The organism is Gordonia sp. C13 (assembly GCF_023218005.1).
In the GTDB taxonomy this organism is placed as follows: Bacteria; Actinomycetota; Actinomycetes; order Mycobacteriales; family Mycobacteriaceae; genus Gordonia; species Gordonia namibiensis.
Genome location: NZ_JALPSY010000001.1, coordinates 15875 through 31129 on the forward strand (window position 1 = coordinate 15875; position 15255 = coordinate 31129).

Annotated in this window: 14 protein-coding genes; 3 read left to right on the top strand and 11 right to left on the bottom strand. The window is 69.1% G+C overall.

The features are described 5' to 3' along the window. Window positions 1–2 precede the first annotated feature (2 nt). Window positions 3–1580, top strand: a complete 1578-nt coding sequence (locus tag M1L58_RS00075; RefSeq protein WP_248657401.1) for a precorrin-2 C(20)-methyltransferase — start codon at window positions 3–5, stop codon at window positions 1578–1580. Here the strand turns inward: M1L58_RS00075 and M1L58_RS00080 are convergent. From M1L58_RS00080 to M1L58_RS00095, 4 genes are read right to left on the bottom strand one after another with little or no spacing between them, the layout of a single operon-like run. Further along, entirely contained in the window at window positions 1533–2276 is a 744-nt protein-coding gene (locus tag M1L58_RS00080; RefSeq protein WP_248657402.1) for a cobalt-precorrin-6A reductase, read from the bottom strand. The two genes, M1L58_RS00075 and M1L58_RS00080, sit on opposite strands and share 48 nt — an antisense overlap. Further along, window positions 2273–3046 (bottom strand): precorrin-4 C(11)-methyltransferase, encoded by a 774-nt coding sequence (gene cobM / locus M1L58_RS00085; RefSeq protein WP_248657403.1) that lies wholly within the window; start codon window positions 3044–3046, stop codon window positions 2273–2275. The genes M1L58_RS00080 and cobM overlap by 4 nt, the downstream gene beginning before the upstream one ends. After that, window positions 3043–4302, bottom strand: coding sequence for a precorrin-6y C5,15-methyltransferase (decarboxylating) subunit CbiE (gene cbiE, locus M1L58_RS00090; RefSeq protein WP_248657404.1), 1260 nt, complete (start codon window positions 4300–4302; stop codon window positions 3043–3045). The genes cobM and cbiE overlap by 4 nt, the downstream gene beginning before the upstream one ends. After that, window positions 4299–5066, bottom strand: a complete 768-nt coding sequence (locus M1L58_RS00095) for an SDR family NAD(P)-dependent oxidoreductase (RefSeq protein WP_248657405.1) — start codon at window positions 5064–5066, stop codon at window positions 4299–4301. The genes cbiE and M1L58_RS00095 overlap by 4 nt, the downstream gene beginning before the upstream one ends. A 63-nt stretch (window positions 5067–5129) precedes the next feature. Here M1L58_RS00095 and M1L58_RS00100 point away from each other — a divergent pair, with 63 nt between their 5' ends. Beyond that, window positions 5130–5531, top strand: a complete 402-nt coding sequence (locus M1L58_RS00100; protein ID WP_232715166.1) for a PPOX class F420-dependent oxidoreductase — start codon at window positions 5130–5132, stop codon at window positions 5529–5531. A 329-nt stretch (window positions 5532–5860) separates the two neighbouring features. On the opposite strand, the gene M1L58_RS00105 is transcribed toward M1L58_RS00100, so the two are convergent. Then, window positions 5861–7003, bottom strand: coding sequence for a M24 family metallopeptidase (locus M1L58_RS00105; RefSeq protein ID WP_248657406.1), 1143 nt, complete (start codon window positions 7001–7003; stop codon window positions 5861–5863). Between the two features lie 82 nt (window positions 7004–7085). Between M1L58_RS00105 and M1L58_RS00110 the strand changes: the two genes are divergently transcribed. Further along, a complete protein-coding gene (locus M1L58_RS00110) occupies window positions 7086–8042 on the top strand; it encodes a 5'-3' exonuclease (RefSeq protein ID WP_248657689.1) in 957 nt (318 codons plus the stop codon). Here the strand turns inward: M1L58_RS00110 and M1L58_RS00115 are convergent, their stop codons facing one another. From M1L58_RS00115 to M1L58_RS00140, 6 genes are all read right to left on the bottom strand, one after another. Beyond that, on the bottom strand, window positions 8043–8957 hold the full coding sequence (locus M1L58_RS00115; protein WP_248657407.1) for a DUF4333 domain-containing protein: 915 nt from the start codon (window positions 8955–8957) through the stop codon (window positions 8043–8045). 179 nt (window positions 8958–9136) lie between these two features. Beyond that, window positions 9137–11965 (bottom strand): DEAD/DEAH box helicase, encoded by a 2829-nt coding sequence (locus M1L58_RS00120; protein WP_248657408.1) that lies wholly within the window; start codon window positions 11963–11965, stop codon window positions 9137–9139. Then, entirely contained in the window at window positions 11962–12936 is a 975-nt protein-coding gene (gene tatC / locus M1L58_RS00125) for a twin-arginine translocase subunit TatC (protein ID WP_154883355.1), read from the bottom strand. The genes M1L58_RS00120 and tatC overlap by 4 nt, the downstream gene beginning before the upstream one ends. Window positions 12937–12956: 20 nt before the next feature. Then, complete coding sequence (gene tatA, locus M1L58_RS00130) at window positions 12957–13220, bottom strand: Sec-independent protein translocase subunit TatA (protein ID WP_006864725.1); 264 nt, start codon at window positions 13218–13220, stop codon at window positions 12957–12959. Between the two features lie 74 nt (window positions 13221–13294). Next, on the bottom strand, window positions 13295–14263 hold the full coding sequence (locus M1L58_RS00135; RefSeq protein ID WP_248657409.1) for a helix-turn-helix transcriptional regulator: 969 nt from the start codon (window positions 14261–14263) through the stop codon (window positions 13295–13297). After that, window positions 14263–15255, bottom strand: coding sequence for a helix-turn-helix transcriptional regulator (locus M1L58_RS00140; RefSeq protein ID WP_248657410.1), 993 nt, complete (start codon window positions 15253–15255; stop codon window positions 14263–14265). The genes M1L58_RS00135 and M1L58_RS00140 overlap by 1 nt, the downstream gene beginning before the upstream one ends.

The window sequence follows — 15255 nt, forward strand, 5'->3', positions numbered from 1 at the left end:
ATGTGCCTGTAGTCAACGACGACGTCACTCCGGGCAAGCTCTGGGGCATCGGCCTCGGCCCCGGCGACAGCGAACTCATGACGGTCAAGGCCGCGCGGGTGATCAGCACCGCCGACGTGGTCGCGTATCACTGTGCGCGCCATGGCAACAGCATCGCGCGGTCGGTCGCCGAACCGTACCTGCGGGACGACCAGACCGAAGAGCGGCTCATGTACCCGGTCACCACCGAGACCACCGACCATCCCGGGGGCTACCAGGGCGCGCTCGACGACTTCTACACCGAAAGCGCGGAGCGACTCGCCGTCCACCTGCGTGCGGGCCGGGACGTCGTCCTTCTCGCCGAAGGGGATCCGCTCTTCTACAGCTCCTACATGCACATGCACAAGCGGCTGTCTCCGCACTTCGACGCCGAGATCGTGCCGGGTGTGACGTCGGTGAGCGCGGCGTCGGCGGCCACCGGCATTCCGCTGGTCGAGGGCGAGGAGACCCTCACGGTGGTGCCGGGTACGGCGTCGACGGAGGAGCTGCTCTTCCGTTTCCGCTCCGCCGACGCCATCGTCATCATGAAGCTGGGTCGCACCTTCGAACGGGTGCGGGAGGCGTTGCGCGAGGCGGGTCGTCTCGACGAGGCCTTCTATGTCGAACGGGCGTCGACCACCGTCGAACGTGTGCTACCGGCCGCGGACGTGAATCCTGCTGAGGTGCCGTACTTCTCGATCCTCGTCGTTCCCGGCCGCCGGAACAACCCGCGCTTCGAGCCGGAACCGGTACCGGGCGAGCTGGTGGTCGTCGGCCTGGGACCGGGCCACGACAGCTGGACGACGCCGGAGGTGCGCGCCGAAATCGCCACCGCCACCGACCTGGTCGGTTACACGACCTACCTCAAGCGCGTGACCCCGCGGCCCGGCCAGCGCGTGCACGCCAGCGACAACCGGGTCGAGTCCGAACGCGCCGAATTCGCGCTCGACCTCGCCCGACGTGGTGCCCGGGTGGCCGTGGTGTCATCGGGCGACCCCGGTGTCTTCGCCATGGCGGCCGCGGTCGCCGAGGTGGCCGCCGAGCCGCAGTGGCATGACGTCCCGGTCCGGGTGGTTCCGGGTGTCACCGCCGCAACCGCGGTGGCGGCGGCCGTCGGTGCGCCTCTCGGTCACGACTTCGCGGTGATCTCCCTGTCCGACCGCCTCAAGCCGTGGTCGGTGATCGAACGCCGCATCCGTGCCGCACTGGCCGCCGACCTGGTCATCGCCGTCTACAACCCGGGTTCGGCGAGCCGCTCATGGCAGGTCGGGGCCCTCAAACACACGCTGTTGCAGACGGTGTCGCCGGATCGCGTCGTCGTTCTCGGTCGCGACGTGGGTGGCCCGGAACAGACGCTGACCACCACAACCGTCGCCGACCTCGACCCGGAAGTCGTCGACATGCGGACGCTGCTCATCATCGGGTCATCGGCGACCCGCGTCGTCTCGCGCGCCGCCGGCTCCCTGGTGTTCACGCCCCGCCGACACACCCCGGCCGATGAGCCGGAACAGGTCTCAGCCGAGCAGCCGCTCGAGCCAAGCCTGGGCGGCAGCGACGTCTGACACCGCCGGGACGTCGGGTTCGATCGGACGGTCGACGACGATCACGTCGATGCCCAGGGTCGCGGCGGCGTCGAGTTTCGCCTTCGTCAGCGCTCCCCCGCTGTTCTTGGTGACGAGCAGGTCGATCCGGTTCTCGCGCAGGAGTGCGAGCTCCGAGTCGTAGTCGTACGGTCCTCGGGACCGCAGGATCTCGTGGTGTGCAGGCAGTTCCGCGGTCGGCGGGTCGACGACGCGGATGAGGAACCAGACGTCGTCGATGCCGGCGAACTCGCCGACATCCTGGCGGCCGGTGGTCAGTAGCACCCGCGTTCCGCGGCGTCGTACCTCGTCGGCGGCAACCGCGAGATCCGGAACGCGGATCCAACGGTCGGCCTGGGTAGGGACCCAGGGTTCGCGACGGAGCCGGAGCAGCGGCACCCCTGCCTCTGACGCGGCCTGCGCGGCGTTGCGGGTGATGGTCGCCGCGAACGGATGGGTGGCGTCGACGACGGCCTGAATCCGGTTGCTGATCAGCCACTCCCGCAGACCGTCGACTCCCCCGAAGCCGCCGATCCGGACCGGGCCGACCGGCAGGCGGGGATTGTCCACGCGCCCGGCGAGGGAGCTGATGACAGACCGTCCGGCGTCGAGGAGTCCGGCCGCCAGTGCACGTGCTTCGCCGGTGCCGCCGAGGATGAGGATCTGTTGATCGGTCATGGGTGCGGTGTCTCGCGGAGTTTCGTCATCCGGGCGTGGGAGTACAGGTAGCTGTCGGTGACCTCGGGGTGCGCCGCGGCGTCCAGGACGCTACCGACGAAGATGATCGCGGTCTTGCGGATATCGGCGACGTGCAGCGTCTCGGGTAGCCAGCTCAGCGGACACCGCACCACCTGCTGGTTCGGCCGACTCGCGAAAGCGACGGTCGCGGTGGGGCACTCCGAGCCGTAATGCGGTGTGAGCGCCTCGACGATCTGTTCGGCACGGTGTGCGGCGAGATGGAGGGCAAGTGTCACTCCGGTTGCGGCGAGGCTTGCCAGGTCCTCGCCGTCGGGCATGTCGGTCGACAGCGTCGACACCCGGGTGATGAGCAGGCTCTGACCCACGCCGGGCACGGTGAGTTCGGTGTCGAGCGCCGCGGCCGCGGCGGCGAAGGCGGGCACCCCGGGCACGATCTCGAACGGGATGCCGCGAGCCCGGAGTTCGCGTTGCTGTTCGGCGAGCGCGGAGTAGATCGACAGGTCACCGGAGTGCAGGCGGGCGATGTGATCCCCGCGTTCGTGAGCGGAGACGATGTGATCGACGATGTCGGACAACGGCATCCGCGCGGTGTCGACGAGGACGGCGTCGTCGGGGCACAGGTCGAGCATCTCGTCGGGTACCAGCGAGCCGGCGTACAGACAGGTGCGGCACTCCCCCAGCAGCCGCGCGCCGCGCAGGGTGATCAGGTCGGGGGCACCGGGGCCGGCGCCGATGAAGTAGACGGTCATGCCTTCGGTCCCGCCTCGTGTGCTGGGTCGTCTCTGGTTGCGGCCCACTGGACGATCGGCAAGGCCGGCCGCCAGGTGGTCATCGTGCCGAGCGGTGCGACGGTCTCCACAGATAGGCGCCGCAGGGTGCCGCCGTGTTCGGCGTGCCAGCGGACCAGGATCTCCTGGTTCTCCACGGTGACGGCATTGGCGACGATCCGTCCGGACGGTCGGAGTGCGTTCCAGGCGGCGTTCAGGACCTTCTCGTCGAGGCCGCCGCCGATGAACACCGCGTCGGGAGACTGTGCGTCGGACAGGGCTTCGGGTGCCGCACCGCGAAGCGACAGGCGATGGCCGACGCCGTGCCGTCGGGCGTTGGAGGTCAGGCGTTGGGCCCGTTCGGCGTTCTGTTCGAAGGCGATCGCACGTCCGCGGTCGTCCGCGCGCAGCCATTCGATGGCCACACTTCCAGAGCCGGAGCCGATGTCCCAGAGCAGTTGGGGCCCAGCGGGTTCCAGTGCGGCAACCGTGATTGCGCGGATCGGAGACTTCGTGATCTGGCCGTCATGGTCGTAGGTGTCGTCGTCGCGACCGGGCGTCCGGCTGCGTCGGGGACCTACGCAGTCGACGGCCACGATGTTGAGCGGGTCCACGGGCGAATACGCCCAGGAATCCACGGCCGAGGAACGGATGCGCTCGTCTGGTCCACCGAGTTGTTCGAGCACTGTCATCGTCGAGTCCCCGAATCCGTTCTGCGCGAGCAGTTCCGAGATAGCTGCCGGGGTCGTGTCGTCGCGGCTGAGGACGAGCAGACGTCCGCCGTCGGTGGCCTCGGTGAGAACGACCTCGGGATCGGCGGTCACGGCGCTGACGATCCGAACCGTGGCGAGGTCCCAGCCGAGACGCGCGCAAGCCAGGCACGCGCTGGAGACCGCCGGATAGACCCGCACCTGGTCGGCGCCCACCCGCCCGACGATGCTGGCGCCGACGCCGTGGAACATGGGATCACCGCTGGCCAGGATGTGGATCTGATCGGAAGCGATCTCGAGGACTTCGGCGAGATGTGCCGACATCGGGGAGCGCCACGCCTCCCGTGTACCGGTCAGTTCGTGCTCGACCTCGTCGAGCAAGGCGAGTTGCCGTGTGGCGCCGTAGATCACGCGGGCATCGCGAAGTTCGTCGCGTGCCGCGTCGCCGAGTCCGCGCCAGCCGTCGGCGCCGATCCCGACGACCACGAACCGCGGCGGTACGCCCGAACCCGACGGCGTGGAGCTCATCGGGGCATTCTCCGCCACACCGCACGAGGGAGAAGACGCATGCCGAAGAAGACCGGCCGCAGCACCGCCGGGATCCAGACCTCGCCGCGACCCTTGCGGTACGCACGGGCAACGGCGTCGGCGACCTGGTCGGGGGTCTTCGAAAAGGGTGCGGGTTTCACGCCGGACTCCATCAGCTCCTTGGTCATAGCGCCGATCACGAAGCCGGGTCGGGCGAGGAGCAGCCGAACGCCGGTGCCGTGCAGCGAGTCCGCCATGCCGCTGGCGAAACCGTCGAGGCCGGCCTTGGTGGAGCCGTAGACGAAGTTGGCCCGGCGCACGCGGATACCGGCGACCGACGAGAAGACGATCATCGTGCCGGCCCCCTGCGCGCGCAGGGCGGCGGCCAGCGGAATCAGAACACTGACGTGTGCGTAGTAGTCCGTGTGCGCGATCTGCAGGGCATGCGCGACATCGGCTTCCGCGCGCGCCTGGTCCCCGAGAATCCCGAAGGCGACGATCGCGATGCCGATGGGGCCGAACTCCTCGGCCAGCGAGGAGATCAACCCGGGGTGGCTGTCGATGTCGTTCGCGTCGAAGGCCACGGTGTGCACGGCGGTCGCGCCGGCGTCGAGCAGGACGGCCTTCTGGTCGGCGAGGTCGTCGGGCCGACGGGCCGCGAGGACCACCGTCCGTCCTTCGGCCAGGCGCTGTGCGGTGGCCACCCCGATCTCACTGCGGCCGCCGAACAGGACGAGCGAACCCGGAGATGTCTCAGACGCCATGCACAGCAGTATCGCACCAGCCCCGGGGCCCTCCTGCCACCCCGTCGCGCTAGCGTGGCTGTCATGCCACGCACCGCTGCCGACATCGGCCCCGCCGCCGTCGAGTTCCTGACCGAACGCCACCTCGGCACACTCACGACGCTGCGCGCCGACGGAACACCGCATTCGGTCGCGGTCGGATTCACCTGGGACCCCGACGCCGGGCTCGCGCGGGTGATCACGTTCGATGGCAGCCAGAAGGTGCGCAACGTCGAACGCGGTGGCTATGCGGCGGTGACGAATGTCGAGGGTCCGCGCTGGCTGACCCTGGAGGGCCCGGCGCGCATCAGCCGCGAACCGGACCGCGTCCGCGAGGCCGAACAGCGCTACGCGCAGCGATACCGGCAGCCCAAGCCCAACCCCCGACGCGTGGTGATCGAGATCAGCGTGTCCCGGGTGCTCGGGTCGGCGTCGCTGTTCGGTTAGACCGCTGTCGGGGTGACCTCGATACGCGGCGTCCTCGCTCCGCTCGGTCGTCGCTACTCGGCCAGCGGAGGTCAGGCGTCGCTGTTCGGTCACCTCGATACTCGGCCAGCAGAGGTCAGGCGTCGCTGTTCGGTCACCTCGATACTCGGCCAGCAGAGGTCAGGCGTCGCTGTTCGGTCACCTCGATAGTCGACCAGCGGAGGTCAGGCGTCGCTGTTCGGTCACCTCGATACTGGGCCAGCAGAGGTCAGGCGTCGCTGTTCGGTCACCTCGATACTGGGCCAGCAGAGGTCAGGCGTCGCTGTTCGGATAGACCGCTGTCCGGGTGACTACAGTTGCACCAACTCGTGCGGGCGGTTGTTGAACGATTCGCAGCCGTCCTCGGTGACCACGACGATGTCCTCGATGCGGGCGCCCCAGCGGCCGGAGACGTACACGCCGGGCTCCACGCTGAACGCCATGCCGGGGCGCAGGGTGATGTAGTTGCCGTTCACGATGTAGGGCTCCTCGTGCACGGAGAGGCCGATGCCGTGCCCGGTGCGGTGGATGAACTGATCGGCGAGACCGCGCTCGCGCAGCAGGTCGCGAGCCGCTGCATCGATCGAGGCGGCGGTGACCCCGGGACGTACCGCGGCGACCGCAGCCCGCTGCGCTTCGTGCAGGGCTGCATATGCGTCGGCGACGTCGGCGGCCGGCGGTTCGAAGCAGTAGGTGCGGGTCGAGTCGGAGTTGTAGCCGGGTTCGACCGGTCCGCCGATGTCGATGACCACGATGTCGGACCGTTCGATGACCCGGTCGGAGAACTCGTGATGCGGGTCGGCGCCGTTGGGTCCGGAGCCGACGATGATGAACGCCGCCTCGGTGTGGCCCTCCTCGAGGATCGCCGCGGCGATGTCGTCGGAGACCTCGCGCTCGGTGCGTCCGGGCTTGAGCCACTCACCCATCCGGGCGTGGACGCGGTCGATGGCCGCGCCGGCTCGACGCAGGGCCTCGATCTCCGCGTCGTCCTTGATCATTCGGAGTTCGCGGAGTACGGCGGTGGCGAGTTGCGGGGTGGCGCCGGTGTGCCGGGCCAGCGGGATCACGTGCAGGGCCGGCATCGAATCCGACACCGCGATGGCCGGATTCGAGGGCAGACCGGCGAGTGCGAGACCGTGCGCGTCGTCGCCGTCGACCCAGTCGGCCACCTCGATGCCGAGATCGCCGACGGCTGAGGCCGACAACGACGGCACCTCGAGGCGCGCGATGACCAGCTTCGGGTCCCCCGCGGCGGGGATCACGAGTGCGGTGAGGCGTTCGAAGGTGTCGGCGCGTGAGCCCACGAGGTAGCGGAGGTCCGGGCCGGGCGCCACCACCAGCGCGTCGAGGCCGGCGTCGCGGGTGAGTTCCGCGGCGCGGCGCATGCGTTCGCGGTACACCTCGGGATCGAACAGCGGTGCCGCCGAGCCGGCGGTCGTCGATGTGGCAGCCATGGTCGAAGACTACCGCCGGGTGCGGGTCGTGGTGACGCGGCGACACCGTCAATGCAAGAGTGTGTGGGTGACGGATTCGTTGATGCTGCTCGACGGTGCGAGCCTGTGGTTCCGGTCGTTCTACGCCCTGCCCGAGAAGATGACCAGCCCTGACGGGCGACCGGTGAACGCGGTCCGGGGATTCATCGACACGATCGCGAATCTCGTGACGCGCGAACACCCGACGCGCCTCGTCGTCTGCCTCGACCTCGACTGGCGTCCCGAGTTCCGCACCGCTCTCATCCCGACCTACAAGGCGCACCGCGTCGCGGTCGAGGACGGTGCGACCGACGCCACGGGCACGGAGACCATCGACGTCGAAGAGGTTCCGGACACGCTGACGCCGCAGGTCGACATGATCATGAATGTCCTTGCCGCCGCGGGGATCGCGACCTCGGGTGCGGTCGGCTGCGAGGCCGACGACGTCATCGGGACGCTCGCCTGGGAGGAGGCGAAGGACCCCGTCATCGTCGTCAGCGGTGACCGCGACCTGCTGCAGGTGGTGTCCGACGATCCGGTTCCGGTGCGGGTGCTCTACGTCGGGCGCGGATTGGCGAAGGCCGAGATGATGGGGCCGGTCGAGGTCGGCGAGAAGTACGGCGTGCCCGCCGATCGCGCGGGGATCGGCTACGCGGAGATGTCGATGCTGCGCGGCGACCCGTCGGACGGTCTTCCCGGCGTGCAGGGCATCGGTGAGAAGACCGCAGCGAAACTGATCAGCGAGTACGGCAGCCTGGACGCGCTCGAAGAGGCTGCCCGGGACTCGTCGTCGAAGGTCCCGACGCGGGCTCGCAAGGCGCTACTCGCTGCCGCTGACTATCTGGAGGCCGCACGCACCGTCGTCTCGGTGCGCACCGACGCGGAGACCATCGACAGCGGGCCGGATCTGCTCCCGTCCGAACCGGCCGACCCCGAGGCGCTGGCCGCGCTCGTCGAGGAGCTGGGCATCGGGGCGTCGGTGAGCCGGTTGTCGAAGGCGCTGGGCTGGCCCATGGCCTGATCAGCTGGGACGCGAGACCTCGTAGCGACCCTCGTCGTCGATGAAGGTGACGGTGACCTGCTGGTCCTGTCCGCCGACGGTCACCGAGCAGGTGAACGATGAGCCTTCCTTGACGCGCTGACCGGACGGGCATTTCACGTTGCTGACGTCGCTGGCCTGGTAGTCCTCGGTGAGGATCTTCTGGACGCCGTCCTGGGCCGCCTGCTGGTCGAGGTTCTTCGGTGCCCAGCCGGGTGCTACGAAGGCGGTGATGAGGACGATCGCGGCGATCACGATCAGCGCACCGCCCCCGGCGAACAGCAGGGTTCGGAGCGTCTTGTTCGATTTGGGCGTCGCCATGCCGCTGAACTGGTCGGGTCCGCCGAACTGGTTCTGGCCGTAGACGCCCGGTGCCTGCTGTGGCTGCTGCGGCTGGCCGTAGGGCTGCTGACCGTACTGACCCGGCGTCCCGTACTGGGCGGCACCGTACTGACCGGCCCCGTATTGTCCGCCACCGTACTGTCCGGGGTCGGGCCGACCGTAGGGCTGCGAGGGTCCGCCGTAGTTGGGCGCGCCCTGGTCGGGGGCACCGTAGGCCGGCTGGCCACCGGGTTGTCCGTACTGGCCGGGCTGCACCCCCGGGTACCCGACCTGGGTCGGCTGGTTCTGGGGCGGCTGACCCCCTGATGCCTGCGCTCCGGGCGCGTATCCGGGAGCCTGATACGGGTTCTGCTGGTAAGGATTCGCCGGGTACGGGGCCTGCTGGTTCGAATCCTGTTGGGGCTGTCCGTAGGCGGGGTTGGGCGCCATCGTAGTGGGGTCGGCCTGCGAACCGCCCTGCTGGGATCCGCCCGTGTTCACGATCTCGGTCTTGTCGCCGGCGCCGGGCTGGCCCTGCTGGGGCTGGGACGGATTCGGGTTGTTCGGGTCGGTCATGAGTCCCCTCCCACTCGGCTCCCACCTCGTCGAGGTGTCGGCGAACTGTGACGTCGCGCGGCAGTGCCGGGACATCCCTCCCCGACACCGAATGCGGGATGAACGTTACCTCAGGCACACACGACTATCAGGCAACCAAGCGCACGGTGGCCGAAGCGTCGTCTGGTGAACCGACGGGCTCAACCGAGCTCGGCGGCGACCACTCCCCGACGGATCGCCTTGACCGCGGATCGCGCGGTGCCGCCCAGGCGGGTGTCGGTGCCGACGCACAGGCGGACCTGTTCCAGGAGGTCGATGACCTGGCGGTTCCAGCGGACGAAGTCGCCCGGCGAGAGCAACTGGCCGCGTTCACCCGCGAGGAGCAACGCCTCGCTGAGCGATCGGCCTGACGCCCATGTCGCCACCGCGAGTGAGAAACCCGTGTCCGGCTCGCGGGTGGGACTGACCCGGTGGCGCGACTCGACTGCGGTGACCTTCGACCAGATGTCGACGGTCGCGGCCATCGCCGTGCGCAGCGAGGTGCTCCCGGGCAGCGCGTCGACCCCGCCGTAGCTGTCACGGCGGCTCTCATAGACGAGTGCAGCGACGACGGCGGCCAGGTCGGCCGGCGACAGGTCATCCCACACGCCCGCGCGGATGCATTCGGTCACCACGAGATCGCTCTCGCTGTAGATGCGAGAGAGCAGCTTCCCCGATTCGGTCACCCGCATGGTGTGGCCGGTCGATTCGGAGGTCTCGCGGACGCGTTCGACGTAGCCGAGCTCGCTGAGGACACCGACGATGTGGTCGAAGGTGACACCGAGCGTCGAGGTCCGCTCACCGATGCTGCGTTCGGCGGTGACAATATCGCGCAGGAGTCGGTTGCGCTTCTCGGCGAGCCGGAACAGTTCGTCGCCGTTCGGGATCTGGTGTGCGGGATGGGCACGCAGGGTGCGTCGCATCGCGGCCAACTCGGAATCGTCGGCGGCGTCGGCGCGCTTCTTGGATCGGCCGCGGGGCATCTCGATCCCGGTGGAGCGCAACGCCGATGCGAGATCACGACGGCCGCGGCCGGTCCGGCGGTCGGCGTTCTTCGGCAACCGCATGTTGCCGAGAACTTCGGGCGGATTGACGAAGTCGCGCAGCCCGATTCGTCCGCACCAGGCGTCCTCGGTGACCACCAGCGGTTTGGGATCTGCTGCCTGGGTGGCCGGCTCGACGATGACCGCGAGACCGCGGTGGCGTCCGACCGGCACCCCGATGACGTGGCCGCGTTTGAGCGCGGCGAGGTCGGCGACGATCGCGTCCTCGGTGTTGATCCGCTTGCGATACTTGAGGTCTCGTTCACGGCGCCGGATGTCCTCACGGAGCGTGACGTAACCGAGGAACCCTGCGTACGCCTCCGCGTCGCCCACTGCTGGTTCTCCGGTGGCGTCGACTCCCCCGGGCTCCAGACCCCGCGCTTCGGCGGCGCGGGCCAGCTCGCCGTCGAGTTTGCGCAGCGCCCGCTGCGATTCGTGGAGCTTGCGGGCCAGCCCGACGACCGATCGGTCGGCCTGGAACTGTGCGAACGACCGGTGCAGGAGTTCGCGGGCCCCGTCGAGACCGAGCCGGCCGAGCAGATTGACCGCCATGTTGTACTCCGGCGAGAACGAACTGCGCAGGGGGAACGTGCGGGCACCCGCGAGTCCGGCGACCTCCTCGGGGACGACCTCGGGGGTCCACACCACGACCGCATGGCCCTCGACGTCGATCCCGCGGCGGCCGGCGCGGCCGGTCAGCTGGGTGAACTCGCCGGGGGTGAGGTCGACATGCGACTCGCCGTTGTACTTCACGAGACGCTCGAGGACCACCGACCGGGCGGGCATGTTGATCCCGAGAGCCAGGGTCTCCGTGGCGAACACCATGCGGACGAGACCGCGGACGAAGAGTTCCTCGACGGCGTGGCGGAAGGTCGGGAGCATCCCGGCGTGATGCGACGCCAGACCGCGGCGGAGACCTTCGCGCCACTCCTGGACACCCAGCACATCGGCGTCGGTGGGTGAAAGCTCGGTGAGACGCCGGTCGACGACGGCGTCGACCTCGGCGGCTTCCTCGGGCGTCAACAGCGCGATACCCGACCGCAGACACTGCGCCAGGGCGGCGTCACATCCGGCCCGGGAGAAGATGAACCCGATCGCGGGCAGCAGCCCCTCACGGTCGAGGCGGCCGACGAGATTGGGACGCGAGAGCAACGGCCCCCGGCCGTCGCGGCGTCGTGGTTGACCCCCGCCACCTCGGCGGCCTCGGCCCCGGGACGACTCGCGATCGTCTTCGGCGAGCAGGATGCGGTGACGGATGTGCCGCTTGAGCTCGGGATTGACCCGCGGGCGTGACCCCTTGCGGTCGGCGGGATCGCGGTCGGCAGGATCGAAGAGGTCGAACATGCGCTGGCCGACCAGCATGTGCTGCGACAGCGGGACCGGCCGGTGCTCGTCGACGATGACGGAGGTGTCGCCGCGGACGGTCTGGATCCAGTCGCCGAACTCCTCGGCGTTGCTGACGGTCGCCGACAGGCTCACCACACGCACGGACGGTTCGAGGTGCAGGATCACCTCCTCCCAGACCGCACCGCGGAAGCGGTCGGCGAGGAAGTGCACCTCGTCCATCACCACATGAGACAGTCCGTCGAGGGCGCGGGACTCGGCGTAGATCATGTTGCGCACGACCTCGGTCGTCATCACGACGATCGGCGCGTCCGGGTTGATGGAGCTGTCGCCGGTGAGCAGGCCGACGGACTCGTGACCGTGGACGGCCGCGAGGTCGGCGTACTTCTGGTTGCTCAGGGCCTTGATCGGGGTCGTGTAGAAGCACTTGGTACCGCCCGCGAGCGCGAGGTGCACCGCGAACTCGCCGACGATCGTCTTGCCCGCACCGGTCGGTGCGCAGACCAGGACGCCGTGACCGGCTTCGAGTGCCTCGCAGGCACGACGCTGGAACGGATCGAGTCCGAAGTCCAGCCGCGAGGTGAACGCGTCGAGTTGACTCACAGGACGTCGTCGAATGTCTCGCGTGCCCGCGTCGAGGTCCGGGTGGCGTTCGGGCTGCCCGCAGCAGAGGTCGCGACCGGCGACGGCGGCGAGACGGGACGGGTCGGCGGCAACGGGCTGGCCTCGTCGTCGGAGAGTCCGGCCCAGCTCGGCGCCCGCTTGCCCCGACGCTTGTCGACGATGCGGGCGAACTGGATGGAGAACTCCAGCAGGACGGTCAGTGCGATCGCCAGAGCCAGCATGGTGAACGGATCCTGGCCCGGGGTGACGATGGCGGCGAAGACGAAGACCGCGAAGATCAGGCCGCGCCGCCACTTCTTGAGGCGGTCGTAGGTAAGCACGCCGACGAGGTTGAGCGCGATGATCAACAGGGGCAGCTCGAAGCTGACACCGAAGATGACCAGCACGTTGATCATGAAGCCGAAGTACTGGTCGCCGGCGAGCGCGGTCACCTGGACCTCGTTGCCGACGGTCAACAGGAAGTCGAAGGCCTTCGCGACGACCAGATATGCCAGAACGGCACCGGCGACGAAGAGCGTGGTCGCGACCGTGACGAAGGCGATGCCGTAGCGGCGCTCGTTCTGGTGCAGGCCGGGGGTGATGAACTGCCAGGTCTGATAGATCCACACCGGGCACGCCAGTACGACACCGGCGGTGAGCGCGACCTTGAGTCGCAGCATGAACTGGTCGAACGGACCGGTCGCGAGCAGACGGCAGGAGTCGTCGGCGGTCAGCGTGGCACGGCTCGAGGCCGGCAGGTCGCAGTACGGCCCGCGCAGCATGTCACCGAGCGACGGGATTCCCAGGAAGCCGTGGCTGTACCAGATGAACCCGAGAATCGTCGTGGCCACGATCGCCAGCAGCGAGATGACCATTCGGGTGCGCAACTCATAGAGGTGCTCGACCAACGACATCGTGCCGTCGGGATTGAGTTTGCGCTTGCGGTATCGGGGGTCGAAGGGGATGCGCACTCGGATTCTCCGACGCGCCCCTAAGCCGATTTCTTGGCGTCGGCGTTCGACGACGTGCCCGGCTGGGTGTTGTCAGCCGACGGGAGTTCCCGCTGCGGGGCGTCGGGCGATGCCGGTGCGGTATCCGCCGGCTTGTCGTCCTTCTGCATCTCCTTGACCTCGCTCTTGAAGATGCGCAGCGACTGTCCGAGACCTCGGGCGGCGTCCGGCAGCTTCTTCGAGCCGAACAGGATCAGCAGCACGACGGCGACAATCGCCCAGTGCCACCACGAAGTGAAGCCCATGAGATCACCCTTCAGATCGGATCCAGACCGTGTCCAATGCTACCCGAGTCGTCCGAGGGCGGTGGACCGCCCGGTCAGCGGTAGCGTTCGCGCGCGCTCGCCGCCGACTCGACCACCGCAGTCGCGACCTTCTGGTCGTCGACGACGCGGACCGAGCCGCCGAAGCCCAGCAGGAACCGGGTCAGCCATTCGGGTGAGCCGTAGACCATGCGGGCGCGCACCGGTTCGTCCGGCTCGCGGTCGTCGATCGACGTGGTCGGTTCCACCGGGTAGTAGTCGAGGATCCACAGGTGATCCGGGTCGATCTCGAGTTCGACCGCGGGCAGATCCGGGTTCTCGGGGACCAGCACCGATTGCGACGACGACTCGGCCTCGGCCGGCGGGTTGCTCGGTTCGTCGAGCGCGACGGCGGTGTCGATGCGGTCGAAGCGGAACAGACGTACGCCCTCGGCCATGCGACACCACGCCTCGAGGTAGGTGTGCTGGTCCATCACCTGCAGGCGGATGGGGTCGACGACGCGTTCGGTGACGCTGTCCCGGCTCGCCGAATAGTAGCTCAGCTGGAGTGCACGTCCTCGGCGGACGGCTTCGCGAACGGTGGTGAAGGTCGGGTTCTCCCCCGGCGTCGTGTCGGTCTCGGCGCCGGAGGCCAGGCCCGGCACGGCGGTCGCACCGACCGCCTCCTCGATCTTGGCGATCGCACGCCGCGCGGCGGCCACGTCGACCACACCGGGCGTCTCCACGAGGGCGCGCAGCGCCACGAGCAGGGTGCTGGCCTCGACGGTCGTGAGCCGCAACGGGCGGTCCATGCCCGCGGTGAAGCCGACGTTGACGAAGCCCTCGCTGAACTCGAGTTCGATCAGGTCGTCGGGGTAATAGCCCGGGAGCCCGCAGACGAACAGCAGCTCGAGATCCTTGGTGAGCTGAGACTGGGTCACGCCGAGTTCGCGGGCGGCCTGCTCGATCGAGATGCCGCGTCGGGCTTGGAAATACGGGACCATCGCCAGCAGTCGGTTGAGACGCGACGGTTGTGCACCGGCCATCAGGCGCTCACCCCTGCCAGCCGGTCGAGGCCGGCGATCACGAGCTCGCGCAGCTCCGGCGGATCGAGGACGACGGCGTCCCGGCCCACGCCCAGCACCATGCGCGCCACCGCGGACAGCGAGTGGATGTCGAGGGTCAGTACGTCGCCCGCCTCACCGTCGAGGTCGCCGGGTTCGGAGGCGGTCGCGGCCCGGCGGAGTCCGGCGGCCCGGCCCTCGGCCACCCAGATGCGCGCGGCGCGGCCGTCGGTGCCCGCCGCGGAATCGACCGCCGCGGAGACGATCTGCTGGAGGTCGGTGCCGGCGGGCACGTCGACGGCGTCGGCGGGTCCGACCGGCGTCACCGACGAGATCCGCGACAGTCGGAAGGTACGCGTGGCGGCTCGGTCGAGGTCGTGTCCGACGACGTACCAACGGCCGCGATGGGACACCACTCCCCAGGGCTCGACCCGACGAATGGCAGGGGTCGCAGTCGCCGACGACCGATGGGTGAACTCGACGGCACGCTTGACCTGGATCGCGCCGAGGAGTCCGGCGATGACCTGCTCGGAACCCATCGACCGCGTCGAACCGCCCGCGGTGATGCCGAGGTCGTCCTCGGAGCGCACGTCGAGGCCGGCGGCGCGCAGCTTGAGGATCGCGGTCTGCGACAGCGTGGAGACCTCCGGGGTGTCCCAGAGTGCGGCGGCCATGGCGATCGCGGCGGCCTCGTCGGAGTCCAGCGAGATGTCGGGCAACTCATAGGTGTCGCGGTCGATGCGGTATCCCTCGGCGCCCGCCGCCATCGGCGAACGCCCGGTGACCAGCGGGATGCCGAGGTCGCGCAGTTCGTTCTTGTCGCGCTCGAACATCCGGTTGAACGCCTCGTCGGACTTGTCGCCGTCCTGGTAGCCGGCGACGTTACGCCGGATGTAGTCGGCGGTGACGTACTGCTTCGTCCACAGCAGACAGATCACCAGATTGAGCAGTCGCTCGACTTTGGGAGTGGCCAC

Coding starts and splice junctions, on each gene's coding strand:
- M1L58_RS00080 (WP_248657402.1), bottom strand. CDS start 2,276: ATGACCGATCAACAGATCCTCATCCTCGGCGGCACCGGCGAAGCACGT.
- cobM (WP_248657403.1), bottom strand. CDS start 3,046: ATGACCGTCTACTTCATCGGCGCCGGCCCCGGTGCCCCCGACCTGATC.
- cbiE (WP_248657404.1), bottom strand. CDS start 4,302: ATGAGCTCCACGCCGTCGGGTTCGGGCGTACCGCCGCGGTTCGTGGTC.
- M1L58_RS00095 (WP_248657405.1), bottom strand. CDS start 5,066: ATGGCGTCTGAGACATCTCCGGGTTCGCTCGTCCTGTTCGGCGGCCGC.
- M1L58_RS00100 (WP_232715166.1), top strand. CDS start 5,130: ATGCCACGCACCGCTGCCGACATCGGCCCCGCCGCCGTCGAGTTCCTG.
- M1L58_RS00105 (WP_248657406.1), bottom strand. CDS start 7,003: ATGGCTGCCACATCGACGACCGCCGGCTCGGCGGCACCGCTGTTCGAT.
- M1L58_RS00110 (WP_248657689.1), top strand. CDS start 7,086: ATGCTGCTCGACGGTGCGAGCCTGTGGTTCCGGTCGTTCTACGCCCTG.
- M1L58_RS00115 (WP_248657407.1), bottom strand. CDS start 8,957: ATGACCGACCCGAACAACCCGAATCCGTCCCAGCCCCAGCAGGGCCAG.
- tatA (WP_006864725.1), bottom strand. CDS start 13,220: ATGGGCTTCACTTCGTGGTGGCACTGGGCGATTGTCGCCGTCGTGCTG.
- M1L58_RS00135 (WP_248657409.1), bottom strand. CDS start 14,263: ATGGCCGGTGCACAACCGTCGCGTCTCAACCGACTGCTGGCGATGGTC.